The sequence below is a fragment of the Rhodococcus sp. IEGM 1305 genome, from assembly GCF_030058635.1.
In the GTDB taxonomy this organism is placed as follows: domain Bacteria; phylum Actinomycetota; class Actinomycetes; order Mycobacteriales; family Mycobacteriaceae; genus Rhodococcus_F; species Rhodococcus_F opacus_D.
In genome coordinates this window covers 137985-164012 of sequence record NZ_JASHKX010000004.1, presented here as the reverse complement: position 1 = coordinate 164012, position 26028 = coordinate 137985, and the positions used below count along the sequence as shown (strand labels likewise).

Annotated in this window: 23 protein-coding genes and 1 pseudogene; 10 read left to right on the top strand and 14 right to left on the bottom strand. The window is 67.0% G+C overall.

All coding sequences use genetic code 11. The features are described 5' to 3' along the window. Positions 1-111 precede the first annotated feature (111 nt). From QM693_RS10490 to ggh, 3 genes are read left to right on the top strand one after another with little or no spacing between them, the layout of a single operon-like run. The gene (locus tag QM693_RS10490) at positions 112-1539 is read left to right on the top strand and encodes an amino acid permease (protein WP_280779241.1); all 1428 of its coding nucleotides are present in this window, start codon (positions 112-114) and stop codon (positions 1537-1539) included. Beyond that, positions 1532-2359 (top strand): class I SAM-dependent methyltransferase, encoded by an 828-nt coding sequence (locus QM693_RS10485; RefSeq protein WP_283352273.1) that lies wholly within the window; start codon positions 1532-1534, stop codon positions 2357-2359. The genes QM693_RS10490 and QM693_RS10485 overlap by 8 nt, the downstream gene beginning before the upstream one ends. A gap of 46 nt (positions 2360-2405) precedes the next feature. Then, a complete protein-coding gene (ggh, locus tag QM693_RS10480) occupies positions 2406-3743 on the top strand; it encodes a glucosylglycerate hydrolase (RefSeq protein WP_005249245.1) in 1338 nt (445 codons plus the stop codon). Positions 3744-3795: 52 nt separating this feature from the next. Here the strand turns inward: ggh and QM693_RS10475 are convergent, their stop codons facing one another. From QM693_RS10475 to QM693_RS10460, 4 genes are all read right to left on the bottom strand, one after another. Then, a complete protein-coding gene (locus QM693_RS10475; protein WP_283352272.1) occupies positions 3796-5484 on the bottom strand; it encodes a flavin monoamine oxidase family protein in 1689 nt (562 codons plus the stop codon). Beyond that, positions 5481-6281 carry a carbon-nitrogen hydrolase family protein gene (locus tag QM693_RS10470; protein ID WP_283352271.1) on the bottom strand — a complete coding sequence of 267 codons (801 nt, stop codon included), beginning with the start codon at positions 6279-6281 and terminating at the stop codon, positions 5481-5483. Before QM693_RS10470 ends, QM693_RS10475 begins: the two co-directional genes overlap by 4 nt. After that, a complete protein-coding gene (locus tag QM693_RS10465; RefSeq protein ID WP_283352270.1) occupies positions 6278-7735 on the bottom strand; it encodes an amino acid permease in 1458 nt (485 codons plus the stop codon). The genes QM693_RS10470 and QM693_RS10465 overlap by 4 nt, the downstream gene beginning before the upstream one ends. Before the next feature lie 93 nt (positions 7736-7828). After that, complete coding sequence (locus QM693_RS10460) at positions 7829-8449, bottom strand: helix-turn-helix domain-containing protein (protein ID WP_283352269.1); 621 nt, start codon at positions 8447-8449, stop codon at positions 7829-7831. Positions 8450-8557: 108 nt separating this feature from the next. Between QM693_RS10460 and speB the strand changes: the two genes are divergently transcribed. Both speB and QM693_RS10450 read left to right on the top strand, forming a co-directional pair. Next, positions 8558-9595, top strand: coding sequence for an agmatinase (gene speB, locus QM693_RS10455; protein ID WP_280779247.1), 1038 nt, complete (start codon positions 8558-8560; stop codon positions 9593-9595). A 47-nt stretch (positions 9596-9642) separates the two neighbouring features. Then, on the top strand, positions 9643-10389 hold the full coding sequence (locus QM693_RS10450) for a glycoside hydrolase family 25 protein (RefSeq protein ID WP_105418037.1): 747 nt from the start codon (positions 9643-9645) through the stop codon (positions 10387-10389). 16 nt (positions 10390-10405) lie between these two features. On the opposite strand, the gene QM693_RS10445 is transcribed toward QM693_RS10450, so the two are convergent. Together QM693_RS10445 and QM693_RS10440 are read right to left on the bottom strand one after the other, a co-directional pair. Then, a complete protein-coding gene (locus tag QM693_RS10445) occupies positions 10406-11671 on the bottom strand; it encodes a hypothetical protein (protein ID WP_283352268.1) in 1266 nt (421 codons plus the stop codon). A 106-nt stretch (positions 11672-11777) separates the two neighbouring features. Further along, positions 11778-12428 carry a DUF1345 domain-containing protein gene (locus QM693_RS10440; protein WP_283352267.1) on the bottom strand — a complete coding sequence of 217 codons (651 nt, stop codon included), beginning with the start codon at positions 12426-12428 and terminating at the stop codon, positions 11778-11780. A gap of 461 nt (positions 12429-12889) precedes the next feature. On the opposite strand from QM693_RS10440, the gene QM693_RS10435 reads away from it, so the two are divergent. Both QM693_RS10435 and helR read left to right on the top strand, forming a co-directional pair. After that, a complete protein-coding gene (locus QM693_RS10435) occupies positions 12890-14119 on the top strand; it encodes a glycosyltransferase (protein ID WP_283352266.1) in 1230 nt (409 codons plus the stop codon). A gap of 4 nt (positions 14120-14123) precedes the next feature. Further along, on the top strand, positions 14124-16268 hold the full coding sequence (gene helR / locus QM693_RS10430) for an RNA polymerase recycling motor ATPase HelR (RefSeq protein WP_283352265.1): 2145 nt from the start codon (positions 14124-14126) through the stop codon (positions 16266-16268). Positions 16269-16297: 29 nt separating this feature from the next. Here the strand turns inward: helR and pip are convergent, their stop codons facing one another. Beyond that, the gene (gene pip / locus QM693_RS10425; RefSeq protein ID WP_283352264.1) at positions 16298-17254 is read right to left on the bottom strand and encodes a prolyl aminopeptidase; all 957 of its coding nucleotides are present in this window, start codon (positions 17252-17254) and stop codon (positions 16298-16300) included. Between the two features lie 123 nt (positions 17255-17377). Between pip and QM693_RS10420 the strand changes: the two genes are divergently transcribed. Continuing rightward, positions 17378-18157 carry a DUF899 domain-containing protein gene (locus tag QM693_RS10420; RefSeq protein ID WP_283352263.1) on the top strand — a complete coding sequence of 260 codons (780 nt, stop codon included), beginning with the start codon at positions 17378-17380 and terminating at the stop codon, positions 18155-18157. Positions 18158-18161: 4 nt separating this feature from the next. On the opposite strand, the gene QM693_RS10415 is transcribed toward QM693_RS10420, so the two are convergent. The 7 genes and pseudogenes from QM693_RS10415 to QM693_RS10385 all read right to left on the bottom strand — a co-directional run bounded on the left by QM693_RS10415 (position 18162) and on the right by QM693_RS10385 (position 23916). After that, entirely contained in the window at positions 18162-18584 is a 423-nt protein-coding gene (locus QM693_RS10415; RefSeq protein ID WP_005575058.1) for a hypothetical protein, read from the bottom strand. Between the two features lie 90 nt (positions 18585-18674). Further along, entirely contained in the window at positions 18675-19043 is a 369-nt protein-coding gene (gene gvpJ / locus QM693_RS10410; protein WP_005575060.1) for a gas vesicle protein GvpJ, read from the bottom strand. Beyond that, positions 19040-19642 (bottom strand): hypothetical protein, encoded by a 603-nt coding sequence (locus QM693_RS10405; RefSeq protein WP_283334615.1) that lies wholly within the window; start codon positions 19640-19642, stop codon positions 19040-19042. The genes gvpJ and QM693_RS10405 overlap by 4 nt, the downstream gene beginning before the upstream one ends. Positions 19643-20275: 633 nt before the next feature. Next, positions 20276-20899, bottom strand: a complete 624-nt coding sequence (locus QM693_RS10400; RefSeq protein ID WP_283334614.1) for a saccharopine dehydrogenase family protein — start codon at positions 20897-20899, stop codon at positions 20276-20278. Positions 20900-21041: 142 nt separating this feature from the next. Continuing rightward, positions 21042-22148: an NADP-dependent oxidoreductase gene (locus tag QM693_RS10395; RefSeq protein ID WP_283352262.1), complete on the bottom strand. Its 1107-nt coding sequence runs from the start codon at positions 22146-22148 to the stop codon at positions 21042-21044. Between the two features lie 46 nt (positions 22149-22194). Continuing rightward, positions 22195-23096 (bottom strand): annotated as a pseudogene (locus tag QM693_RS10390) (SDR family oxidoreductase). Between the two features lie 115 nt (positions 23097-23211). After that, positions 23212-23916 carry a TetR/AcrR family transcriptional regulator gene (locus QM693_RS10385; RefSeq protein ID WP_120661608.1) on the bottom strand — a complete coding sequence of 235 codons (705 nt, stop codon included), beginning with the start codon at positions 23914-23916 and terminating at the stop codon, positions 23212-23214. A gap of 177 nt (positions 23917-24093) precedes the next feature. Here QM693_RS10385 and QM693_RS10380 point away from each other — a divergent pair, with 177 nt between their 5' ends. Continuing rightward, positions 24094-25062 (top strand): enoyl-CoA hydratase/isomerase family protein, encoded by a 969-nt coding sequence (locus QM693_RS10380; RefSeq protein ID WP_283352261.1) that lies wholly within the window; start codon positions 24094-24096, stop codon positions 25060-25062. 8 nt (positions 25063-25070) lie between these two features. Continuing rightward, positions 25071-26018, top strand: a complete 948-nt coding sequence (locus tag QM693_RS10375; RefSeq protein WP_283352260.1) for an alpha/beta hydrolase — start codon at positions 25071-25073, stop codon at positions 26016-26018. The last annotated feature ends 10 nt before the right edge of the window (positions 26019-26028 follow it).

The window sequence follows — 26028 nt, the reverse complement described above, 5'->3', positions numbered from 1 at the left end:
ACCGCAAGGGTGACGGCGGCCACCGAGTACCGTGTTCCACGCCCACGCGGGCCCCGAAAGGTGATTGAGTGAGATACCGCATCTCACCCCACTGGGAAACGGAGCCCGGCAATGTCGATGGACAAGTTGCGCACCCAAATGCTGCGCCGCAAACCCCTCACCGAGGTGGACGAGGACACTCCGCCCGACGAGCGTCTGACCAAATCGCTCGGCCTGTGGCAACTCACCGCGATCGGCGTCGGCGGCATCATCGGCGCAGGCGTCTTCTCACTCGCCGGCTCGGTCGCGCATTCCGTCACCGGTCCGGCCGTGCTGATCTCCTTCCTGATCGCCGGTGTCGCCAGTGCCGCGGCCGCACTGTGCTACGCCGAGTTCGCCGGAATGATCCCCAAGGCCGGATCGGCCTACACCTACGGTTACGTGGCGCTCGGCGAGATCGTGGGCTGGTTCATCGGCTGGGACCTGCTGCTCGAATACATCGCGGTGGCGGCCGTCGTCGCCATCGGCGTATCCGGCTACTTCCGGTTTCTCCTCGAACAGATCGGCATCAGCCTGCCCGACTGGATGATGGGCGCGCTGGGCACCGGTGACGGGCACGTGTTCGACGTCTTCGCGGCCCTGTTCTGCCTGGGCACCGCCTGGGTGCTCTCGCGCGGAATCCGCAGCGTCGGTCGATTCGAGACGATCGCGGTGGCGATCAAGGTGGCGCTGGTCGTCCTCATCATCGTGCTGGGCGTCTTCCACATCGACAGCGCCAACTACACCCCCTACTTCCCGTTCGGCACCGCCGCCGTGTTCACCGGCGCGGCCACCGTCTTCTTCGCGGTGTTCGGATACGACGCGATGAGCACGGCCGCCGAGGAATCGAAGGACGCCACCAAACACCTGCCGAAGGCGATCCTGTACTCCCTCGGCATCGCGATGACCCTGTACGTCCTGGTCACCCTGGTGCTGACCGGAATGCAGAAGTACACCGAGATCAGCCCCGAGAGCGGCTTCTCCACCGCCTTCGATTCGGTCGGCATGCCCGGGGTCGCGAACATCATCGCGGTCGGGGCCATCGTCGGCATCATCACCGTCGTGCTCACCTTCATGCTCGGCGTGACCCGCGTCTGGTACGCGATGAGCCGGGACGGCCTGCTCCCGGAATGGTTCGCGAAGACGCACCCGGTCCGCAAGGTGCCGACGCGGGTCACCTGGATCGTGGGCATCGGTTCGGCTCTGCTGGCCGGGTTCTTCCCCATCAACACCGTCGCGGAACTCACCAACATCGGAATCCTGTCGGCGTTCATCGTCGTCTGCATCGCGGTCGCGGTGCTCCGGCGCACCCGCCCCGAGGTCCCGCGCACGTTCACGCTTCCGTTCATGCCGGTCATCCCGATCATCGGCGTCGTGTTCTCCGGCTGGCTCATCCTCTCGCTGCCGTGGGAGACCTGGCTGCGCTTCGGGATCTGGCTGATCCTCGGTCTGATCGTGTACTTCTTCTACTCCCGCAAGCACTCAAAGCTCGAAGAGGCAGAGCCGGTGCCGCGTGGCTGACGAAAACCGGGAACGGGTGGACGCGACCGCCCTGACCGGCGTTCCCGCGACGATGATGTGGACCCTCCGCAACCGTGCCGTCGAGGCGTCGAGTCCGGGCGGCACGTTGGTCGACCCGCTCGCCGTGAGGCTCTACGAGACCCTCGACTATCCGTACGAGAACTTCGGGAAACCGAGCCAGTCCCACGCCCTGCGCGCTCGGGCCTTCGACGACGAGATACGGGCGCTTCTCGCCGACCACCCCGGCGGAACGGTCGTCGCCCTCGGTGAAGGATTGCAGACCAGCTACTGGCGGATCGGCGACCCGGACGTCCGGTGGGTATCGATCGACCTGCCCGAGGTGGTCGCGCTGCGCAGGAAACTGCTGCCGGAGGAGCCGAACGTCACCACACTTACGGTGTCCGCGCTGGACCGCTCGTGGATGGACCACGTCGACACCGGCCGGGGCGTGTTCGTCTCGGCGGAGGGTCTGCTGATGTATCTGCCCGCCGACGAGTCGCTGTCCCTGATCGGCGACTGCGCCCGGCGTTTCCCCGGCGGCCGGATGATGTTCGATTCGATACCGAAATGGTTGAGCCGCAAGACGCAGAAGGGACTGCGAATTCACGGCGACTACACCGTCCCTCCGATGCCGTTCCACCTCTCCGCCGGCGACGCGGCGGACCTGCCCGGACAGGTGCCGGACCTCGCGTTCACCCGCGAGGTGACGCTGCCCCTCGGCCGGGGCCTGTGGGGGTCGACCCTGCTCCGCAGGCTGTCGGACCTGCGGCCGCTGCGCAACTCGCGTCCGACGCTGACCCTGTGCGGATTCGCGGGCTGAACCCGTCCGACGAGCGATGTGGGCCGACCCGCAGCAGAATGGTGCAATGGCGGACCGCGGATTCACCCCCACACAGCTCGCGGCTCGTGCCGCGTACCTGCTTCGCGGCAACGACCTCGGCACGATGACGAGTGCCGCGCCGCGCCTGTACCCGCACATGTGGAGTTGGGACGCGGCGTTCGTCGCGGTCGGCTTGGCGCCCCTGAGCGTGGAGCGGGCCGTCGTCGAACTCGACACCCTGCTGTCGGCGCAGTGGAAGAACGGGATGATCCCGCACATCGTTTTCGCGAACGGCGTCGACGGGTACTTCCCCGGCCCCGGGAGGTGGGAGTGCGGGACCCTCGCGGCGCACGCGCCGAGCGGCACGCAGACGTCGGGGATCACCCAGCCGCCCGTGCACGCCATCGCGGTGCAGCGCATCCTCGACCACTCGCGCAGGCACGGTCGCAGCACCCGCGCCGTCGCCGAGGAGTTCCTCGACCGGCGCTGGCCCGACCTCGTGCGCTGGCACCGCTGGCTGGCCAACGCCCGCGACCTCGACGGCAACGGCCGGATCGCGCTGTACCACGGCTGGGAGTCCGGCATGGACAACTCGCCGCGCTGGGACCACTCGTACGCCAACGTCGTGGCCGGGGTGATGCCCACGTATCTGCGCGAGGATCTGTCCCACGTCGCCGACACCGGACAGCGGCCGTCCAACGGCGAGTACGACCGCTACCTGTGGCTGCTCGAGGAAATGAAGACCGTCCGCTACGACGACGCGGAACTGGCCACCGCCATGAGCTTCGCGGTGGAGGACGTGTTCGTCAGCGCCGTGTTCTCGATGGCGTGCGAGGTGCTCGCGACCATCGGCGAGGAACACTCGATGCCGAACTCCGACGTCCGGGAACTGCACGGGTGGGCGGCCCGGTTCCGGCAGGGCGTCCTCACCACCACCGACCAACGGTCCGGGGCGGCACGCGATTTCGATCTGCGCAGCGGCCGGTGGATTTCCACCGAAACCCTCGCCATGTTCTCGCCCCTGCTGTGCGGCGGCCTGAGCCGGGACGCCGAACGCGCCCTGCTCCGCACGTTCGAGGGACCGAAATTCTGCGGTCACCCCGACCTCCGGTACGCCGTGCCGCCGTCGACGTCGCCGGTGTCGGGCGACTTCCGGCCGCGCGAGTACTGGCGCGGTCCGGTGTGGCCGGTGATGACGTGGCTGTTCTCCTGGGCGTTCGCCCGGCGCGGGTGGGCCGAGCGCGCGCACCTGCTGCGGTCCGAGGGGCTGCGGCAGGCGAGCGACGGAAGCTTCGCCGAATACTACGAGCCGTTCACCGGTCAGCCCCTCGGCAGCATGCAGCAGTCGTGGACGGCCGCCGCGGTCCTGGACTGGTTGGGCTGACGCCCCCGTGAGTACTTATTAACCGCGGGACGTTAATAAGTACTCACAGGTGCTAGTCGCAGAGCCGGATCGGGCCGAGTTCGGCGTACCGATCGCCGGGGCCGGGGTTGTCGGCCGGGGCGGCGCCGCCCAGATGGTGCATCACGCCCCAGACGGCGTTGAGTGCGGTCTGCACGGCGCCCTCCGCCCAGCCCGCGGTCCACGAGATGTCGTCGCCGGCAAGGAAGATGCCGCGGTGTCGCGGGTGGAGTTCGTCCTGGACGAAATGGCTGAACAGCCGTTCCTGGTACCGGTAGTGGCCGGGGAGGTTCGCCTTGAACGCACCCATGAAGTCGCGTTCGGTCTCCCAGGACAGCGTGACCGGGGTCGAGATGATGTGACTGCGGAAGTCGACTCCCGGGTAGATCTCCTCGAGCGACTTGATCATGAGGTTCATCCGCTCCGTCGCGTCGAGCGGAAGCAGCTTGAGCGAATCGTCGGACCACGTGTAGGACAGGCAGATCAGGCCGGGCTTGTCGTCACCGTGGTCGAGGAGGTAGGTGCCGCGGCTCATCCGGTCCGTCAGGGTCATGCTGACGAGGTCGCGGCCGGTGACCGGATCCTTGTCCTTCCAGAACGGGCGATCCACGAGGGCGAACACCTTCGTCGACCCCATGTAGTGGGTGCGTTCGATGGCGGTCCAGTGGTCGATCGGGAACAGGTCGTCGTCGCAGTGAATGTTGTTGAGCAGCATCCAGCTCTGCGCCGTGAAGACCGCGGCGGGGTACGTGCGGATTTCCCCGGACGAGTCGGTGACCGTCACCTGGTGCGGTGCGGTCCTCCGGACCTCGGTGACGCGGGGACGGGTGGCTCCACCGTTCAGCGCGCGCACCGACGTGCCGTCCGGCCAGTGCGCCATCCCCGCCGGGGAGTCGGTCCACAGGCGCAGGGGCAGTTGCTGCGACCCGCCGACGATGCCGCGGTGGTGGTCGTCGGCGGCGGTGATCACGACGCGCAGGATCTCGAGGATCGAGTTGGGGAAGTCGGTGTCCCACCCACCCGTTCCGAAACCGACCTGCCCGAACACTTCCCGATGCCGGAACGACGCGAAGTGCTTCGACGAGGCGAGGAAGCCGTAGAACGTCTGATCGTCCAGCCGGACCACCAGGTCGTTCCAGATGCGCTTGAGTTCGGCGGTGTCACGGTCGCGGATTGCTTGCTGGAGCGGAATCAGCTCGGCGTGGTCCTCGAGCGTGCGCTGCCACGCATCCGAGACCTCCCGGAACACGGGTGGCAGGTCGTCGAGGTGCTGCGCGTAGTAGCTTTCGCCCTTGAGGTCGATGACCGTGCTGGGGGTGCTGTCGGCGAGCGGGTTCGGGAACGCTTCGGTCCGCAGTCCCATGGCGTCGAGGTAGTGGAACAGGGTGGTCGACGATGGTGGGAACCGCATCGCACCCATCTCGGCCACCACGTCCGGGTGCCCGTCGAACGGATGCGACCGCATCCGGCCACCGATCTGATCGGCCTCGTAGACAATCGGTTTCAGGCCGAGTTTCATCAGCTCGTACGCGGTGACCATCCCCGACAGTCCGCCGCCGATGACTGCCACCTCGGTGCCGTGGCGATCGGTGGGCACCGCGCCGAGACCCGAGCGGTGCGTGACGTAGTCGTCGTAGGCGAACGGGAAGTCGGGGCCGAACATGGTGAGCGGCCGGGGATCGGTGTCCGCGGCGGTGCTGTCCGGGGTGACGGGGATCGTCATGAAGTCTTCTCCTGCATGAAGGGGTAGAGGTCGACGCGTCGATCGTCGAGATGGGTGTTCTCACGGCGGGATCGGCGGAGGACGTCGAGTTCGAGGTCGACGATGGCCAGCTCTTCGTGGCGGCCGGCGCGGGCGAGTTCGGTGCCGTCGGGCGCGATCGCACAACTGGATCCGCAGTAGTCGAGGTCGGCTTCGGTGCCGCACCGGTTGACGTACGTGACGAACAGCTGACTCTCGTAGGCCCGGGTGGGGACGACGCTCTCCGCGATGAATTCGTACGGGCTCATCAGGCCGGTGGGGACGACGAGCCACTGGGTTCCCCGGTCGGCATGTGCGCGAACGGCTTCCGGGAACTCGACGTCGTAGCAGATCAGGAGTCCGCACCGGATTCCGGCGTGGTCGAACTGGACCACCAGTTCGTCGCCGGCGGCGAAGTGCGACCGGTCGAGCTCACCGAACAGGTGGGTCTTGCGGTAGTTGGCGAGCGACGTCCCGGACGGGTCGAACACCTGCACGCTGTTGTAGACGACGCCCCCATCGGCCTCGGGGTATCCGTAGACGACGGCGATCCCGGACTCGCGTGCGATCTCCGCGATCCGCGCCGCGATCGGACCGTCGGCGGGTTCGGCCCGCTCCGCGATCAGGGATCCGATGTTGTAGCCGGTGGCCGCCATCTCCGGGCAGACCAGGATGGACGCCCCAGCCGCCGCCGCCGTCTGCGCGGCCGACGCGATGGTGGCGAGGTTCGCGGCGACGTCGAAGGAGAGTTCGGGACCCTGGAACAGTGCTGCCCTCATGGTGCCGTCACCCCTTCCGGGCTGTTGCGGAGTTCGGACTTGCGGACGCCGTACGCGAAGTAGATCGCGAGCCCGACTGCCATCCACAGCGCGAACGCCACCCACGTCGAGACTCCCAAGCCGAACAGCAGCAGCGCGCAGAACACGACGCCGAGGACCGGCATCAGCGGGAACAGCGGGGTCCGGAAGCTGCGGTGCAGGTCGGGATGGCGGCGGCGCAGGATGATCACGGCGATGTTGACGAGCATGAACGCGAACAGCGAGCCGATGCTCGTCGCGTCGGCCAGTTCGCCCAGCGGCACGAAGCCGGCGAGCGCGGAGACGACACCGCCGACGACCACGATGTTGACGACGGGCACCCGGGTGCGCGGGTTGACGCGGGAGAAGACCCGCGGAACGAGACCGTCGAGCGACATCGCGTACAGGATCCGGGTCTGCCCGTACATCACGGCGAGGACGACGCTGGCGATGGCGATCACCGCGCCCGCGGACAGGAGGATGGCGGGCCAGGTGCTGGTGGTCGCGGCATTGAGGATGGTCGCGAGTGCGGCGCCCTCACCCGCGATGTCCTGCCAGGGCATCGCGCCGACGGCGGCGATCGCGACCAGGCAGTAGAGGATCGTGACGATCAGGAGCGAGAGGATGATCGCGCGGGGAAGGTCGCGTTTCGCGTTCTTCGCCTCGTCGCCTGCGGTCGACGCGGCGTCGAAGCCGATGTAGGCGAAGAACACCTGGGACGCCGCGGCCGTCACGCCGGCCGCGCCGAGGGGGATGAACGGTGCGAAGTTTCCGGCGCGGAACGCGGTGAACGCGACCGCGCAGAAGAACACGAGCACGAGGATCTTGAGGGCGACCATGACCGTGTTCACCAGGGCGCTCTCGGACGCTCCCCGGGTCAGCAGTGCCACCGCGACGAGCACGATGACGATGGCGGGCACGTTCACGATGCCGCCCGCGCCCGGTGATTCGCTGATCGCGGCGGGTAGTGCGATGCCGAACATGCCGTGGAGTAGTTCGTTGATGTACTCGCCCCAGCCGACGGCGACGGCCGCGACCGAGACGCCGTATTCGAGCATCAGGCACCAGCCGCAGATCCACGCGAAGAGTTCGCCCATCGTCGCGTAGGTGTACGAGTAGGAGCTACCGGAGACGGGGATGCTGCCTGCGAGTTCCGCGTAGGAGAGGGCGGAGAAGAGGGCGGTGAACGCCGCGAGCACGAAGGCGAGGACGACGGCGGGGCCGGCCTTGGGTGTCGCCTCGCCGAGGATGACGAAGATGCCCGTTCCCAGCGACGCACCGATGCTCAGTGCGGTGAGGTGCACCAGGCCCATCGACCGCTTGAGGCCGTGACCGGGTTCCTGGTCGTTGCGCGCCACGATCGCGTCGACCGATTTGCGGGCGCGGAGTGCGCCGGCCAGTCCCGGCGGGCGCGGAGAAATCTTGGTGATGTCCAACGTTGAGCTCCTGAGCGGTGGAGTGATGTGGACAACAATGAACGGGCGAGCCGTGACTGTCAACACATGTTTCCTAAACCGCTTGACGGTTTCCTAGCGGGAGGTGGGCCGGACGTCGTCCGGTAGAGCGGGGGCCAGAATCCACAGGACGGTCGCCGTGTCGTCGCCGAGCGCGCGGAAGCTGTGTGGCAACTGGGGCGAGAAGGTGAACGCGTCCCCGGTCGCGAGCGACACCTCCTCCCCGGCCCCCGGACCGTTGAAGGAAATGCAGATCCGGCCGGAGACGACGTAGACGAAGGCGACGTCGACCGGCAGTTCGTACGTTTCCGAGCCGCTCCCGCCGCCGGGCTCGATCCGGCTCAGGAGCGACTGGATGCGGCGCTCGCCGAACGGTGTCAGCAGGAACTCGGCCATCCGCTCCCCGCCGAAACTGATCGGCGGGTAGTTGTCGGCGCGTACCACCTCACCTGCGGCGGAGCTCTCGAACAGCGACCCGACGGGAATGTTCAGGGCGGCGCAGATCCGCACCAGCGTGGCGACGGAGGCGCTCGCGTGGTCCCGTTCGATCTTCGACAGGTAGCCCTTGGTGATGCCGCAGCTCGCGGCCAGGTCGTCGAGGGTGAGGCGCTGGGCCTGCCGGGCGGCCTTGAGCCGGGGGCCGATCCTGGGCGCGTCGACGCCCGACGCACCTTCGGTTGCGAGCTCGTTCGCCATGCATCGATCCTTCGTTGTGTCTCGTATAGGAAACAGGTGTTGACAAGAATGCGTTCCAAGGAAACGATACGACGACGCCACGTCTCCGGCACACACCGAAGGATTCCGATGAGTACAGATGACAGCCAGGGCCCCATCGACGCGACCCGCATCCAAGGCCCCGTCGACGCCACCCGCACGCCGCGCTACGCCGAACCCAGCACATTCGCTCGCCTCCCCCGGCTCGACGAGGTGTCCCGCGCCGACGTCACCGTGATGGGCGTCCCGTTCGACTCCGGCGTGAGCTACCGTCCCGGCGCACGCTTCGGTCCCGGCCACATCCGCGCCGCATCGAAGCTGCTGCGTCCGTACAACCCCGCACTCGACGTGCACCCCTTCGCGGCGCAGCAGGTCGCCGACTTCGGCGACATCGGCGTCAACCCGTTCGACATCCAGGAGGCCCTGGCCACCGTCGACGGCGCCGTCACCGACCTGCGCAAGGACGGCTCGACCGTGCTGACGCTCGGCGGCGACCACACCATCGCCCTGCCGATCCTGCGTTCCCTCGCCCGCGACCACGGTCCCATCGCCGTGCTGCACTTCGACGCGCACCTCGACACGTGGGACACCTACTTCGGCGCCCCCTACACGCACGGCACCCCGTTCCGGCGGGCCAGCGAAGAGGGGCTCATCGACCTCGAGCGTTCGCAGCACATCGGCATCCGCGGCCCGCTGTACAGCAAGAAGGACCTCGAGGACGACGCCGTCCTCGGATTCCAGGTCATCCGCTCCGACGACTACGAGGTGGACGGCGTCGCCAGCATCGTCGAACGGATGCGTCGACGGCTCGACGGCGGACCGGTCTATGTGTCCGTGGACATCGACGTCCTCGATCCCGCGCACGCGCCGGGCACCGGAACACCCGAGGCCGGCGGCATGACGTCCCGCGAGTTGCTGAACACGCTGCGCGGACTCGTCGGCCTGAATGTGGTCGGCGCCGACATCGTGGAGGTCGCGCCCGCATACGACCACGCCGAGATCACCGGCATCGCGGCAGCGCACGTCGCGTACGAGTTGCTGTCGGTGCTCGCGATCAACGCGTCGTCCGCCCCGGGACGGGCTGCGCGCGGCGAGACGCTCCGGCAGGCGGCGTACGTGACGAAGTGACGTCCGTTGCCACGTGCGGGCAGCGGGAAGACGTTACCCTCGGGCGCATGGCTATCGGGGTGAAGGTCCGAAGGTTCTCCAAGATCGCACCACTACTGCTCGCCGGTGCGCTCGCGGCCGCAGTGCCGGGGCACGCTGCCGCCGAACCTGTCAGAGGTCCGGACGTGGCCTCGTGGCAACACCCGGGCGGGTCACCGATCGACTGGTTCGCCGTCCGCAACGCCGGCCACGACTTCGCGATGGTCAAGGCTACCGAGAGTCTCAATTACGTCAATCCGTTCTTCGTCCAGGACTGCCTCGCCATGCGGGTGGCCGGCGTCTCCCGGGGCGCGTACCACTACGCCGACCCCACCCAGTCGCCGGAAGCGCAGGCTGCGTTCTACTCGACAGTGGTGCTGGGCATCAACGGTCCGGGTGACATGCCTCCGGTCCTCGACATCGAGCATTCCGGTGGGCTGCCGCCCGCGGCCCTGATCGACTGGACGCACCGCTACCTCAACACGGTCCAATCGCTCACCGGACGTCAGCCGATCATCTACACGTACCCGAACTTCTGGCGGACGGCGATGGCGAACACCAACGAGTTCGCCGGATACCCGCTGTGGATCGCCGACTACAACGGTCAGAACACGCCCGGCCCCCTCCCCGGCGGCTGGAGCAACTGGACGTTCTGGCAGTACACCAGCACCGGTCGCATCGCCGGCGTCAACGGCGACGTCGACCTCAACGTCTACAGCGGGGCGCAGGGCGACTTCGCTCGATACTCCAACAGCGCATCCCCATTCGGCAGCTGACGCCTGACGGGCGCGATCAATCCCGGCACGCCGGGTTTCCGGGGAACGCCGGGACGCCGACTCGGCAGCCGACGTCGGTGACGGCGTTCAGCCGCTCGACCGGCTCCCGGATCTCGAGCGCCGGCACGAGGCCGTCGGTCAGGAGTGCATTCTTGGTCGCCGGCGTCGTGGCGCGCTCATCCAGGGTTCCGCGCACCCGTGCGAAGTTGACGAGTTCGTCGTACACCATCGACAGGGCCGCCTCGGTGGTCCGGTCTTCCGGGTGCAGCCCGGCGAAGTCCACGCCCGTCTCGTATTCGTGGCGGACGGCGTGCGGACCCTGGTCACAGGTGGGCTGGTTCAGATCGATCCGGAAGTCCAGCCCTGCCGGACCCGGCGGCGTGATCGTGCCGGCGTCGGTGCAGACATGGTGCGAGATGCGATCGCCGAGTGCGTGAATGTAGATGCCGGTCCTCGCATTCCAGGAATTCTCGCCGATCCAGGAGTCGAATTGTGACGACAGGACCGTGTCGGAGATGACCTGCTGCCCCGTCATGTTGGTGAACGGGATGGCGGCGGGCGTCTCCAGGCTGTACGTGCCGTTGATCTGCACGGGATCGGCATCGCCGTAACACGTTGCGCCGGTCGCGTAGTCGCCGTTTTCCGAGGGGTTCGTGAAACCTCCCGTGCACAACGGTGCGCCACTTCCCGGCCCGGCCAGCGCCCAAGTTCTCAGGTGCGTGAGCATGATCTCGTGCCGGGGATCGTCGACATCCGGTTGCAGGCCGTTGGGCAGGGGATCCGCCGGTTCGCGCAGCGTGGGCAGGAAGTGGAAGAGGAACCCGCCGGTGGCGAAGTGGGTGCGCACCAGGCCGCTGATGTCCTTGGTGGTCAATGCGTCGGCGTCCGGGACGAGCCGGCCGAAGATGTCGCGTGGGGCGAACGTGCCGAGGTCGGTCGCTTCGTCGTACGCCGCGATCCAGTAGGCGTCCCGCTCGGAGAAGCCGACGGTGCGGGCGATGATGTACGTCGAGTCCGAATGCACGAGACTCCGTCCGCCGAGTGGGCGGCGCAACGTGAAGCCGTAGCGGAGGAACGCCTCGGCGCCGCAGATCGGCGAGTTGGGATCGTCGAGTAGACATTCGGGTGGCAGCGGAGCGCAGTTGTGCGGTGGGGCACCGTCCTCGGTGTAGCAAATATCCTCGGCGAATCCGTACACCGGTGGTGGTGACACGATGAATGCCGCGGCGGTAAGCGTCAGCGCCACGATGGTTCCACCGACTCTTCGAGTGAATCTTCTCATCGAGGTGCACCTTTCGGTGTGGCCGAGTAGATCAACATTAACACCGGGGACCAGGCAAGATGCTCGGTTCTCGCAGGCGCCGAAATCAGTACGAGAACCCCAGTCTTCACCTGGTGAGGATCCCGGCGACCAGGTTGATCGTCGTCGCGAGGATGACTGCACCGAAAACGTAGGACAACAGGCAGTGCCGGAGCGCGACCGCCCGAATCTCCGGGCTCGAGACGTCGGTATCGGATACCTGGTAGGTCATCCCGAGGTTGTAACTGAAGTAGAAGAAGTCGCGAAACGCGGGCGGGGCGGTGGAATTGAAATCTATACCACCCGTTGACTTTTCGGGACCAGATCCCTCGTAGTACAGAAAGGCGTATCGGGCCGCGTACATCAGATGCAGGGAAGCCCACGCCAGGAATACCCCGATCAGAGCCACGGCGGCGTGCGCGGTTCCCGCCGAGGATCCGCCGGCCACCTGAAGTGCGACGATTCCTCCGAGACCTCCCGAAGTCGCTGTCACCACGACCAATTCGTCGACTATCGGACGAAAATCCTCATGTCCCACGTTGCGGCGAGTTGCCGCCGCATCCATCGGCCACAACACCGCCCAACCGGATACGACGAACACGGCGGCAGCGGCGGCGATGCCGACGAGAGCCCCCAACGCGGCTGTGATCACCAGGCCGCCGATGAAGCCCGCCGCGACACCGACCACCACCGCGGCGGCCACTCTCGGGATGGCGGAGGTCGGGAGGGGTAGGTGCAATGCCTATGCCTCTTGCAGGAGGCGTCGAGGCCGGTGCGGCATCACCCGTGACGGGATCGGGTGAGCCGTCACCATCGGCGCTCCCCACGCCGGGTGGCGACGTTCAGGTCGTCGCACGAGTGCGGAGTCATGTGCGACCTCCTGAGTGTTGACACAGAGCGCCCGCGAGGGCAGACGGCAGGCCAGGGCGTACCAGCGGCATGTGCCGAGCAGTCTATCCCGCCCACCGCTGTGATCGGACGGCGTTACCGTGATCGGTGAGCTCGATTGTGGGCGAACGCATTCGATTTACGACGCGGCGGCGAGGCCTGAGGATTGTCCGAATCGGACGAGGAAGTGGAGAGGAGTACCAACTCCTTTCCACTTTCAATTTATAGCGCACCCCGGGGCTTGCGGCAAGGCCCGGGTCGTGCCGCAGAATTACCGGCCGAAGCCAGAACCTGCAGAAATAGGAGTCGCGAGTGCGTGTGTTGTTGTCGACGTATGGGTCGCGTGGGGACGTCGAACCGTTGGTGGGACTCGTGGTGCAGTTGCAGGCACTCGGCGCGGAGGTGCGGGTGTGCGCGCCGCCGGACGAGGACTTCGCCCAGCGGCTGGCCGGGGTCGGTGTGTCGATGGTGCCCGTCGGCCGGTCGGCGCGCGCGCTGACGACTGCGGCGCCGTCGGCGGCGGACCTGCCGCGGCGCGCGGCCGAGTTGATCGCCGGCCAGTTCGACGCGGTCACCGCGGCGGCCGAGGGATGTGACGCGTTGGTGGCGACCGGCGTGATGCCGGCCGCTGCCGGTGCACTGTCGGTGGCCGAGAAGCTGGGCATCCGCTCCGTGTCCGTGACGTTCCAGCAGCTGACCCTGCCGTCGCCGCATCGCCCGCCGCTCGCGTATCCGGGCCGGGCGTTCCCGCCGGATGTGACGGACAACCGGGCGCTGTGGGATCTGGACGCTCAGAGCATCGATGCACTGTTCGGGGAGGCGCTCGACACCAACCGGGCGTCGATCGGCCTGCCCCCGGTGGGCAACGTTCGCGACTACGTCATCGGCGACCGGCCGTGGCTGGCGACGGACCCGACCCTGGATCCGTGGCAGGAGACGCCGGACCTCGACGTCGTACAGACCGGTGCGTGGATCCTGCCCGACGACCGCCCACTCCCGGCCGAGTTGGTGGCGTTCCTGGACGCAGGCACACCACCGGTGTTCGTGGGCTTCGGCAGCATGCCCTTGCACGCGGCGACGGACGCCGCCGAGGTGGCCATCGAGGCGGTCCGCGCGCAGGGCCGCCGCGTACTCGTCGGGCGCGGTTGGGCCGACCTGGCCCTGATCGACGACGTGGACGACTGCTTCGCCGTCGGCGAGGTCAACCAGCAGGCACTGTTCCGGCGCGTGGCCGCTGTCGTGCATCACGGCGGCGCCGGGACTACGACGACGGCCACCCGGGCCGGCGCGCCTCAGGTGGTGGTGCCGCAGGCGGTGGATCAGCCGTACTGGGCCGGCCGGGTGGCCGACTTGGGCATCGGCGCGGCGCACGACGGTCCGGTTCCGGCCGTCGAGTCACTGTCGGCCGCGCTCACGGCGGCCCTGACCCCCGAGACCGGAGCACGCGCGGCCGCCGTGGCGGGCACGATCCGCACCGACGGTGCGGCGGTCGCCGCGACGTTGCTGCTCGACACGATCGCCCGCACCTCAGATCGGAGCTGATGACATGAAAAATCTGACTACCAGCGCGTTCGACCTTCCCGACCACCTCGCACCCAAGGCCGACCCGGCGCTGATCGCCGACGACGAGCTGCACTTCGCGGCCATCGCGGAAAGCCTCGAGCAGTCGATCGCCGACCTCGACCACCGCATCGACACCGAGCGCAAGGCACCCCGCCGGCTGGGCCAGGAGGCGATGGAGCGGGACATGATGGTCCACCGGCTGAACGCCGAGCTGCGTGCCTTGCGCCGCTACGGTTTGGACCTGTGCCTCGGGCACTTCGTCAGTGCAGACAACCCCGAGCCCGTGTACGTGGGACGACTCGGCCTCATGGACCGTGCGGGCAATCAGCTGCTCGTCGACTGGCGCTCCCCCGTGGCCGAGCCGTTCTTCGGTGCGACCCACGGCAATCCGATGGGTCTGGAACGCCGTCGCAGGTACCGCTGGACCCGCGGCCGGGTCAGCGACTACTGGGACGAGGTGTTCACCGCGGACGGGTTCGCAGGCAACGCCGCGCTCGACGACCAGTCCGCGTTCATCGCGAGCCTGGGCAGCAACCGGTCGGCCCGGATGCGGGACGTGCTCGGCACCATCCAGGCCGACCAGGACGCCATCATCCGCGCGGGATCCCGTGGCGCCCTCGTCGTCGACGGCGGGCCGGGTACGGGCAAGACCGTCGTCGCGTTGCACCGCGCCGCGTATCTCCTCTACTCCGACCCCCGAGTCCGTCACGGCGTGCTGTTCGTCGGTCCGCACGAGCCCTACCTGGCCTACGTCGCCGATGTCCTGCCCAGCCTCGGAGAGGAGGGCGTGCAGCTCTGCACCCTGCGGGACCTCGTCGCCGAGGGCGCCACCGCGACGGTCGAGACCGACCCCGACGTGGCCCGCCTGAAGTCGTCCGCGGATCTGGTGAAGGCCATCGACGCGGCCGTCGCGTTCTACGAGGAGCCGCCCACCGAGGGTATGACGGTCGCGACCGAGTGGTCCGACATCTGGCTGAGCGCCGACGACTGGGCCGAGGCGTTCGAAGCGCCGGAACCCGGTACTCCGCACAACGAGGCGCGCGAGCAGATCTGGGAGCTGCTGCTCACGATCCTGATCGACAAGTACGACGGTGACGTTCCGGCCCCCCAGCTTCGGAAGTCGTTGCAGCAGAACGACGAACTACGCACGACCCTCGACAACGCGTGGACCCTGATCGAGGCGGCCGACCTCGTCGCCGACCTGTGGTCGGTGCCCGCCTACCTGCACAAGTGCGCGCCCTGGCTCAGCCCCGACGACGTTCGGAAGCTGCAACGCCCGGACGCCCAGCGCTGGACGGTGTCCGACCTGCCGCTCCTCGACGCAGCACGGCAGCGGCTCGGCGACCCGGAGGAATCACGACGCCGGCGTCGCCACCAGGCCGCCGTCGCCGCCGAACGCGAGCAGAGGTCCAAGGTCATCGACGACCTGATCGCGTCCGATGCCTACGACGACGGTGAAAGTTTGATGACACAACTGCGGCAGAAGGACCTGCAGGAGATGCTGGTCGACGAAGCCGCGCTGTCCGGCACCGACCCCGACCTGCTCGACCGCACGTTCGCACACGTCGTCGTGGACGAAGCGCAGGAACTGACGGACGCCGAGTGGCAGATGTTGTTGCTGCGCTGCCCGTCCCGGAGCTTCACCATCGTCGGCGACCGCGCCCAGGCCAGGCACGGGTTCGCGGAGTCGTGGCAGGAACGGCTCGAGAGGGTCGGGCTCGACCGGATCGAACTGGCCTCTCTGACCGTCAATTACCGGACACCGAAAGAGGTCATGGCGGAAGCCGAGCCGGTCATCCGCGCCGTGCTCCCGGACGCCAACGTGCCGACCTCCATCCGCAGCAACGACATCCCCGTCGCACACGGATCCTTTTCCGATCTGGGCTCGATCCTCGACACCTGGCACGAAACAAACTCCGACGGGATCGCCTGCGTCATCGGCGATTCGACGTTCCGGGCCACGCCCCGCGTCCGTTCGCTGACCCCGGAGCTGTCGAAGGGGCTCGAATTCGACCTGGTCGTCCTCGTCGACCCGGACACCTTCGGCACGGGGATCGAAGGGGCCGTCGACCGCTACGTCGCCATGACCCGGGCGACCCAGCGACTCGTCATCCTCACGAGTACCTGACGTCGGCCGAAGCTCTCGAAGCGCCGCGATCATGGCCCGCTGAAGGAGTCCAAGGCGGCCACCAGCGCGGAGCTGAATCCGCCTCCACCGTGGCCGGCATCGTCAACCACGACGAGTCGACTTTCCGGCCAGGCCCGCGAGAGCTTCCAGGCCGTGTCCAACGGTCCCGAAACATCGAAGCGGCCGTGGACCAGCACTGCCGGGATACCTACCAGACGGCTCATTCCCTCCAGTATCTGGTTCGGGACGAGGAAGCACTCGTGACTCCAGTAATGCGTCACCAACCTGGCGAAAATCATCCGGAACGTTGCGTCCTCGTATCGGGGGCTCGGTCTCCATCCCGGCATCAACGACACGTGGGTGTCCTCCCACGCACACCACCTCCTCGCCGCCTCCTCGCGCACCGCCGCGTCCGGGTCGGCGAGGAGGCACGCATAAGCGGCCGCCAGATCCCCGTCCCGTTCGCCGGCCGGCACGGGAGCGATGAACTCCTCCCACTCCCTGGGGAAGATCCGACCCATGTCACGGGTGATCCAGTCGATCTCGGTTCGGGATCCGGACGTGATCGCTCCGAGCGCCATCGCGAGGACACGCTCGGGATGGCGCTGGGCGTAGACCAAACCCAGGGTCACACCCCAGGACACCCCGGCCACGACCCAACACCTGATCCCCAGATGCTTACGCAGGCGTTCGATGTCCTCCATCAAATGTGCTGTCGTGTTGGTCGATAGGTCGGTGTCGGGGCCGGCGGCAAGCGGGCGGCTGCGCCCGCATCCGCGTTGGTCGAACAGCACCGCGCGAAAAGCATTCGGGTCGAAGAAGCGTCGTGCGCCGGGAGTGCATCCAGATCCCGGCCCTCCGTGCAGATACAGCACCGGCGTCCCCGTGGGATTTCCGGTGGTCTCCCAATACAGGAAATGGCCGTCGGAAACGTCGAGAAACCCGGCTTCGTACGGTTCCACCGCAGGATGGAGAGCGCTACTCACGAACTCAGCTTCGCATCCTGCACGAGGAGACGAACCGCGAATCAGTCGTTCCCGGTCTCGGTGGTAGCCACCGCCGAGAGTCGCCTGCGACGATTGCAGGTGCCCTTCGAGAGGAGACGAACGATGACAGCGTCCGATCCACAGGTCACCACCCGCGAGGAGTGGCTCATCGCGCGGCGCGAGTTACTCGCACAGGAGAAGGAGCTGACCCGCCACCGCGATCGGGTGAACGCCGCTCGGCGCGCGCTACCGATGGTCGAAATTACCAAGGATTACGTTTTCGACGGCCCCGACGGCAGGACCGGACTTGCAGACCTGTTCGACGGCCGCGGCCAACTCCTGATCTACCACTTCATGTTCGAACCCGACGCCGACGAAGGATGCCCCTCCTGCTCGTTCACGATGGACAACGTCGGCAACCTCCGGCACCTCTACGCCCGGGACACCTCGTTCGCGGCCGTGTCACGCGCACCGCTGAACAAACTCGAGCAGTACCGCCGGCGCATGGGCTGGACCTTCCCCTGGTACTCCTCGCACGGCAGCGACTTCAACTACGACTTCCACGTCACCCTCGACGCGTCGGTCGCACCGGTCGAATACAACTACAAGGACGAGGCCGAACTCGTGCAGTCGGACCCCGCGTGGAAAGGCTGGTGCGGCGAAGAGCACGGCGTCAGTGTTTTCCTCCGCCAGGGTGAGCGCATCTTCCACACCTACTCCGGTTACGCGCGCTCCACCGAGATCCTCCTCGGCACCTATCACTGGCTCGACCTCACTGCCCGCGGCCGTCAGGAGGACTGGGAACCGCAACCTCGCCGCGGCGACGACCCCTTCATGAGTTGGCTACGCCGCCACGACGAATACGAACCAGGCGAGACTTCCGGAGAGAAGATCCCCGAGTGACCGCCTACATCAGTTCGAGCCCCGTTGCCTGCAATTCGAGATAGTCCCGCACCAACAGGTGAGAACACGGCGTGGACACCGCGGTCCAGGGCGTGTGCTGGGGTAATTGCAGTGTCAGCGATTCGGGTACCGCCTCGCGACACCTGATGACCGCCCGGAGTCGCGGCGTCAGGGAGTTCCACCACGCATCCAGCACATACCTGCACTGGGAGAGGTATTCGGAGAGTGGCCCTTGGAGAACCGCCATCTGCGGTACCGAATCAACTCCACCACTGATCCCCGCGACGCACGCGTCCCCGCATACGGCCATCACCTGCCCGATGAATTGCGGCGGCATGATGCCTTCGGGGTTTCGCAGCAGAGCGAGGCGTGCGCCGGCGGACAGGGCTTCATAAGCCACTTCGGGGTCGATTGCCTCGTCACCCATGCCACGAACGTACCCGGCTGTGGGCGTCTCCTATCGGGAACAGCAATATGTAATCAGCCTGAGCGCCGGCGCGGCCACGTCAGCGTCCGATCACTTTCGCCTCCGGCGCGGCTCGGGTTCGCGTTCGGCTTCCGATCCGCCGAGCAGGTCACCGAGCGTCTCCCCCACGGCCTCGAGCGCGCCCTTGGTCTTGGACTTCGTGCTGCCGCTGCCCTTCACATCGGAAACGAGGTCGGTCAGGCCCTTCGGTTCGCTGCCGATCTCCAGTCGGTTCACCGCCTCGGCGAAGCGCAGGTAGGTATCCACACTGGCGACAACGACGCGGGCGTCGATGGTGAGCAGTTCGATACCGACCAGCGAGACCCGCACGTAGGCGTCGATGACGAGGCCCTTGTCCAAGATGGTGTCGATGACATCGGCGAGGCTGCTGGAACTCGGGCCGCCACCTGCTGTGGTCATCGCTGTGCTCCTCGCTTTCGACTACCGGAGGTTTTCGCCGGGGTGCTCCGCTTGCGGGGCGGTCGCCGCGCCGGTCGTTCCTCGGCCTCCTCTGCCGTCTCGTCGTCGACGTCGTCCGGCGGCGGTGTCTTCTTCGGTCGTTTTTTGCGTCCCAGCGCGCCCACCACACCCACGGTGTCGTCGACGAGCTTGTGCATTCTGCCCGCGGTGTCATCGGCGGCTTCCTCCACCGTGTCCACAGTGTCGTCGCTGACGTCTCCGGCCATGTCCGCGGTGTCCTCGACCAGGTCTTCGGCGGTCTCCAGGACCGCATCGCTGCCGGAGAGCAGCCGATTGTTGAGTGCGTCGACTCGGGCGGTGGCGGCGGTCATGGCCGCCACTTTCACGGCGTCGAGGAGTTGGCCACGCACCGATTCACTGAGCTCGGCGAACTCGGGCGAGGTTTGCAGCAGTTTCGAGGCCCGGTCCACCATCTCCTGGGGTCCGCCGGCGAGGCGGCCGGCACCCGCCGCCGCGAGCAGCAGTCCCAGTTTCTTCCGGTGCCCTCGGCCCAGCCAATAGCCCACGACCACCGCTGCCGCGATTTGCAATCGGGTCATCATCGTCGACTCCCTTCACCCGCATGGGCCGTCATCGGTCGACGCCGAGCGCCCGGAGCCGGCCGCCCGGCGTACCCCCAGATCGGTAAGTCCGGTGCGAACCAACCCCGAACCCGACTACCCGCAACGGATGGCCGTCAATCGGTCAAAAGGCCGCAATGGGGTGGGAAATTCGGTGGGTGTGACCGACGGTGGAAACCGCCCGACCGGTCGCTCCTCGGCGTACCCCGTGCACTCCGCGACGACCCGCTAGGTCGCCGAGCGTGGTCGACAGTCACCCGAATGTCCGATTCACACTTCGAGTTACCGGGTCTGTGCCATCGTGTGCCGCACGCAAGGCTGACGGTTCGTCGACATCGTGAAGACCGACCTCGGACGCGCCGATTCGGAGAGTGTCGAGGCCGAAGGCCGCGACAGGGCCGTGCACGCCGGGCTCGAGGACGGCATCCGGCGCTGCCGCGCGGACGGCACCCCAGGCCAAGAGCGATGCTGTCATCTCATAAGGATCAGGTCCGGCAAGGGCCGTCGTGGCCAATGCCCGACCGGAGTCGTCGCGGGCGACGGCGATGACCAGCGAACGGCCGTCGCTGTCCGGCTCACGGTGCGATCCGGGGAGCCGCTCGGACAGCCAGGTCAGTGCGGCCCGTGCCGGCGCCGACCGCAGGAGGGGTGCAGGGAGCGCGGTGGCCGTCCGTATCGGACGCGTCCATCGCCCCAACCACCCCATGCACACGTCGATATTCTCCAGCTGGGCGAAGACTCCGGCAGGCCCAGATGCTCCGAGCCGGCGACGGTCATCGCCGCACGGTTCACGCCCGCGTAGCTGAAGGTGCGCACACGCTTGCCGACGCGCTCGTCGACCAGGCGGGCGGGAGCCCCGGCGTGCGGGTGGCGATAGGCGAACGCATCATCGGCCGCCGCACCGACCAGGGTCTTCCGCGTGCCCCCCGTGGTCAGGCTGAAGACATCACGCAGGCCGCTTCGGTATCGCAGCGCGTCACCATGTCCTGCACGGGTGAGGAAGTAGCCGATCTCCATCCGGGTGGCCCGATCCCCCGCGCTCGTCAGCGCGAGCGCGCCGGCGAGGTTGCCCGGTACATAGTCGTAGCCGAACGCCGGCACTACGGTCGCTCCGCGGGCTGTCGCGACGGAGTCCAACTCGAAGACACGCCGGACGAAGGTTCCCTCCCCGGTGGAGTCGAAGTAGTGCGCCCCCGCCTGTACCGCCGCGGTCACCGTCGCCAGACCGAGCTGCATGAATGGCCCCACTAGTATGGTTTCGGCCGACCAGGGTCGGCTCCTCACCGCGTGCGAGCAGCTCTAGGAGTACTCGTTGCCCGGTATACCCTGTCGCGCCCAGCAAGACTATTCTGCGTCGTTCCACGGTTTCACGTTTCACTCACTGCCTGTCGACCGCGGACGTCAGTTCTGACTCGCCATCGACTGGTGTCGACGGAAGTACCCGATCCCGACGACACCAGAAGGTGGCCTCGCTATGGGATTGTCCTCCGACCTTGACAACGACCTTGCCTTTTGCGCGTCCCTGCTCGACGTAATCCAGTGCTGCTTTGGTTGATTCGAAGGGAAAGACCTGATCGACGACCGGATGTATGGCGCCGGCATCGATGATGGACGCAAGACGGCGTAATTGTTCTCCACTCGATTTCATGAACAGGAACGAATAGGTCACATCGCGTCGTTTCGCTGCCCGTCTGATTCGAAAGCTCAGCAGGCACATCACCTGTTGCACGATCCAGTTCAATCCGGCTTCTTTCGCGAAGCTGGGATCGGGTGGACCGGAGATGGAGATGATCTGTCCACCGGGTTTGAGAACGCGGAGTGATCTTTTGAGCGTCTCACCGCCGAGGGTGTCGAGGACGAGATCGTAGTCGTGCAGGATCTCCGCGAAATCATCCTTTTTGTAGTCGATGACGACATCCGCACCGAGGCGCTCGACCCAATCGGCATTCCCGGTGCTCGTCGTCGTGGCCACGGTCGCGCCGAGATGCTTGGCCAGTTGAATCGCGAACGTGCCGACACCGCCTGAGCCGGCATGGACCAGAACCTTCTGTCCCGCTTCCAGGTTTGCCCTCTCGATCAGCGCTTGCCACGCGGTCAAACCGACCAGAGGGATCGACGCCGCCTCTTCCATGGTGAGTTCTCGTGGCTTGATCGCCACGTCCTCCTCGTTCACGGAAATGAATTTCGCGAACGTGCCGATCCGATCTTGCCGGGGCCGCGCGTATACCTCGTCGCCGGGCTTGAATCGGCGCACCGCGGCGCCGACTCGAACGACGACACCGGCCAGGTCGTTGCCCAGGACGATCGGTAGACGGTACGGCAGAATAGCTTTGAGCTTTCCCTTCAGGATCTTCAGATCCAAGGGGTTCACACTCGCGGCGTGGATTTGAACCAGGACGTCATCATCTCGCAACTCCGGGTCGGGTACCTCACCCGCCCGCACACCGTCAATGTTCCCGTATCGATCGAGAACGACAGCCTTCATCGTGATTTCCTATCTCTTGTGTTCGTGCGGACCACAGCCGGTTTCGCTAGATGCGCGCCGGGCTGCGCTGATCGTTTTCACTGAGGTGCGGCAACTCTGGAACGAGTTGGTCGTTCCTGCCCAAGGCGGCAACTTCGGTTTCGAGGTCGGGAACTGTCGCGGCGGAGAACCGCCTGGTCCACGGCCACACGACCGGAGAATTCAGCAGCGCCTTGGCCCAGTTGGCGACGGCGACCGCCCGGGGAACGTAGACGCGACTGCGCCGGTATGCGAGCCCGTCGACGATGGCGGAGGCCGCTCGGTCGACACTGGTCGTGACGTTCCCCGGATACGGCAGGCGCCGGCGCATCTGCTGAAAAGAAGGAATGTCGACCTCGGCGCCCCGCACGAGGTCGGTGTCGATCCAGGACGGATGGACAAGACCGACGGTGATCCCGAGGTGGGCCACTTCCGCGCGATAGGCAAGTGCGAGCGACTCGACCCCGGCCTTACTCGCGCCGTAAGAGGCCAGACCGCCAATCGAGGTGAAGGACAGTGCGGATGCCACGATCAGGACGTGGCCCCGGCTGCGTTGCAGATGAGGTGTCGCATGCTTGAGGGTGCGGAATACGCCGTTCAGTCCACGACTCGCTCGAAGGACGCCTCGTCCGCGTGTCGCACCGTTCCGTAGGCGGCCACTCCGGCGTTGGCGACGACCATGTCCACGCCGTTCATGACATCGGCGCACTCGTCGATCGCGGACCGCAATCCCGCGCTGTCGCGCACGTCCGCCTCACACCAGTGCGCCGACGGGCCGAGTTCCTCGGAAAGGGCGCGCAGTCTGTCGGGTTCGAGACCGATCAGGGCGAGCCGAGCACCCTGCGCCGCGGCAAGGCGTGCTACCTGCTCGCCGATGCCGCGCGCGGCTCCGGTGACGATTACTTTGCGGCCCACGAGATCACGTTTCATGCGGCAACTGTAACTTCGTTATATGACGAAGGCAATGCCGCTGCTCCATCAACCTCCAGTCGGGATGAATCCGAGCCCCAGCAACGACTTCGCGCCGGGGCCCCGCGGTCTCGGCTCAGGCGCCCGCCGAGCTGTCCAAAGCGGGCCGGACCGAGTCGTACATGCGCACGGCCCTCTCGTGTGAGACCTCGGCACGTTCGCGCGTGTCGCCGAGGCCGACGGCAAAGTTCACGCCCATCGGCAGCAGCACCTGTCCCACCGCGTCGTCGAACTCGGCGAAGTGCTCGCCCAGCTCGAGAGTGATGTAGCCGTGCACGTAACTCCACAACTGCGCCGCGACCACCTCCGGGGCGTGGGGCTCGACCCTGCCGGAGTTCACCAAGCGCGCACACGCGTCGGTGACGTGTGTGTAGGCATCACGGAAGGCCGGAGAATGTCCACTCAACCGCACGTCCGACTCCAACGGTCGGTAGGTGGCACGAGTGGAGAGTCCGAACATCAGGTCGTAGAGGTGGGGGTTCTCGCGCGCCTGGCGCCGGCACGTCAATGCCAGCACGAACAGATCCACGACCGGATCCTCCGTCACAGGGACCTGGGAAAAGGCCGTGCCGAGTTCGGTGAATCCATGGTCTGCGACCGCGCGGACGAGCTCGGGGATGCCGCCGAAGTGGTGGTAGACGACCATCGTCGACAGTCCGGCCGCGGACGCCACCGTCCGCGCCTTGATCGCGGACGGGCCCTGTTCGGCCAGCAGGCCGACCGTGGCTCGAATCAGCCGCTCCGGCACACCCTCGGGTGTGGTCGGCGACGTCTCTCCCATATCTCCACCTGACTTCGCATTTTCCGCCTGGTGGGCACCGAAGTACCGAGTGACCCTTGCCACCACCGCATAACATGGTTATAGTACGTCATAACGAAGTTACAGGTTTGATGGCCGCTCCCACGGGTGCTCGCCGCACGTCCTTCCCCTTCCTCCCATTTACGGATGTGAAATCTCATGACACACGAAGACAAAGGCCATCTCGAGGTCGAGGACCGCGGGGACGTGCTGATCGTCCGCGTCGACGGCGGCCCGCACAGCCTGTTCGGCCTCGACATAGCCAACCAGCTCGAGGAGTTGGTGGACCGCGTCGACCGCGACGCGCACGTCCGTGCGGTCGTGTTCACCGGGACACGCCCCGGCCGGTTCGTCAGCCATGCGGATGTGCGGTGGCTGCAGGAAGAGGGTGCAGCGGTCCCGCCGCTGGGCCGTCGCGGTGCCTCCGCGATCGCGCGGGTGGCCAGAGGCGCTGATCGCGCCCGCGCCCTCGAGCCCGTGGTGCGCAGGACCCCGCTGTGGGGAGCGGTCCAGCTCGACCGGCTGCACGCGACGTTTCTGAAGATGAACGCCAGTGGCGTCATTTTCGTTGCCGCCCTGAATGGTTCAGCCCTCGGCCTCGGCGCGGAGTTCGCCTGGGCGTGCGACCTGCGGGTCATGGCCGACGGTGACTTCTTCATCGGCCAGCCCGAGGTACTGCTGGGAATCAATCCGGGTGGTGGCGGTACCCAGCGCCTGACCCGACTGATCGGCACCCACCGCTCCCTGGTCGCCATCCTCGAAGGCAGGCCGTTCACTCCCGCGCAGGCCCTCGCCAACGGAGCCGTCGACGAGGTCGTGGCTACGGGCGACGTGATCACGCGGGCGACCGAACTCGCCGAGTACTTCGGCTCACGGCCGAGGGAGGCGGTCGCGGCGGTCAAAAGATCCGTGTATTTCGGCGGATCGATGTCGCTGACGGAGGGTTTGCACGTCGAGCGCACCGAATTCCTCGGCACCGACCAATCCGAGGACGGCCAGCAGCTGATGCTCGACTACCTTGCGACCACCGACGCCACCGGTGAGCTGCCCCTCTACAACCCGGACATCTACAAGCAGGCCCTCGAATCGGGGCGCGTGCCCGGGCTTCGCTCGACGAACGGACGATGAGACCAGCCATGGCCACCAAGAAGCCTTTCACCCGCCACGACGTCCTCTTCTCCTCCGGTGACAGCTCCTGCGCCGCGTGGCTGTATCTGCCCACCGGCGTCACCTCACCGCCCGTCGTCATCCTCGGACACGGCCTCGGCGCCACCCGCGACATGCGCCTGGACGCCTTCGCCGAACGTTTCGCCAAGGCCGGCATCGCCGCCTTCGCGTTCACCTATCGGCACTTCGGTGACAGCGGCGGTAGGCCGCGCCAGCTGCTGTCGATCAAAAAGCAGCTCGCCGACTGGGATGCCGCCATCTCCTGGGTGAAGGCTCGTGGCGGTCTCGACAGCACACGCATCGCGGTCTGGGGTAGCTCCTTCGGCGGTGGCCACGCCATCACCGTCGCGTCACGGCACCCCGAACTGCGGGCGGCGGTCGCGCAGTGCCCGTTCACCGACGGGTTGGCCTCCGCGCTCGCGCTCGGCCCGGCCGCCTCAGTGAAGGCCTCCCCCGTGGTCGCCCGGGATCTGATGGCCAAGGTTGGTCGGCGCGCGCCGGTCATGATTCCGCTCGCCGGGCCCCCCGGTTCACTGGCACTGATGAACGCCCCGGACGCACTGCCCGGCTACCAGGCGATCGTGCCGGCAGGGACGACGTTCCGGAACGAGGTTGCGGCACGGGTGATTCCCAGTCTCGTCACCTACCGGCCCGGGCGGGCAGCGAAGAAGATCGCCTTTCCGATCCTGTTCTGCATCAGTAACACCGACACCGTCACCCCACCCGCCCAGACCCTCCGATACGCGCGGACAGCACCACGAGGCGAGATCAAGACCTACGACGCCGGCCACTTCGACTTCTACCTCGGCGAACCCTTCGAGGCCTTGGTCCGTGACCAGATCGACTTCCTCACCCGCCAACTCGACTCGGCACCGGTCACACCGTCACCGGGCCGGGCCGCACCACACCGAAGGTGAACACGACCAC

Coding starts and splice junctions, on each gene's coding strand:
- QM693_RS10375 (WP_283352260.1), top strand. CDS start 25,071: ATGGCCACCAAGAAGCCTTTCACCCGCCACGACGTCCTCTTCTCCTCC.
- QM693_RS10450 (WP_105418037.1), top strand. CDS start 9,643: ATGGCTATCGGGGTGAAGGTCCGAAGGTTCTCCAAGATCGCACCACTA.
- QM693_RS10385 (WP_120661608.1), bottom strand. CDS start 23,916: ATGGGAGAGACGTCGCCGACCACACCCGAGGGTGTGCCGGAGCGGCTG.
- QM693_RS10400 (WP_283334614.1), bottom strand. CDS start 20,899: ATGCAGCTCGGTCTGGCGACGGTGACCGCGGCGGTACAGGCGGGGGCG.
- QM693_RS10405 (WP_283334615.1), bottom strand. CDS start 19,642: ATGACCCGATTGCAAATCGCGGCAGCGGTGGTCGTGGGCTATTGGCTG.
- QM693_RS10380 (WP_283352261.1), top strand. CDS start 24,094: ATGACACACGAAGACAAAGGCCATCTCGAGGTCGAGGACCGCGGGGAC.
- QM693_RS10460 (WP_283352269.1), bottom strand. CDS start 8,449: ATGGCGAACGAGCTCGCAACCGAAGGTGCGTCGGGCGTCGACGCGCCC.
- QM693_RS10470 (WP_283352271.1), bottom strand. CDS start 6,281: ATGAGGGCAGCACTGTTCCAGGGTCCCGAACTCTCCTTCGACGTCGCC.
- QM693_RS10475 (WP_283352272.1), bottom strand. CDS start 5,484: ATGACGATCCCCGTCACCCCGGACAGCACCGCCGCGGACACCGATCCC.
- QM693_RS10415 (WP_005575058.1), bottom strand. CDS start 18,584: ATGGGTGACGAGGCAATCGACCCCGAAGTGGCTTATGAAGCCCTGTCC.
- QM693_RS10395 (WP_283352262.1), bottom strand. CDS start 22,148: ATGAAGGCTGTCGTTCTCGATCGATACGGGAACATTGACGGTGTGCGG.
- QM693_RS10490 (WP_280779241.1), top strand. CDS start 112: ATGTCGATGGACAAGTTGCGCACCCAAATGCTGCGCCGCAAACCCCTC.
- ggh (WP_005249245.1), top strand. CDS start 2,406: ATGGCGGACCGCGGATTCACCCCCACACAGCTCGCGGCTCGTGCCGCG.
- QM693_RS10420 (WP_283352263.1), top strand. CDS start 17,378: ATGACAGCGTCCGATCCACAGGTCACCACCCGCGAGGAGTGGCTCATC.
- speB (WP_280779247.1), top strand. CDS start 8,558: ATGAGTACAGATGACAGCCAGGGCCCCATCGACGCGACCCGCATCCAA.
- gvpJ (WP_005575060.1), bottom strand. CDS start 19,043: ATGACCACAGCAGGTGGCGGCCCGAGTTCCAGCAGCCTCGCCGATGTC.
- QM693_RS10445 (WP_283352268.1), bottom strand. CDS start 11,671: ATGAGAAGATTCACTCGAAGAGTCGGTGGAACCATCGTGGCGCTGACG.
- helR (WP_283352265.1), top strand. CDS start 14,124: ATGAAAAATCTGACTACCAGCGCGTTCGACCTTCCCGACCACCTCGCA.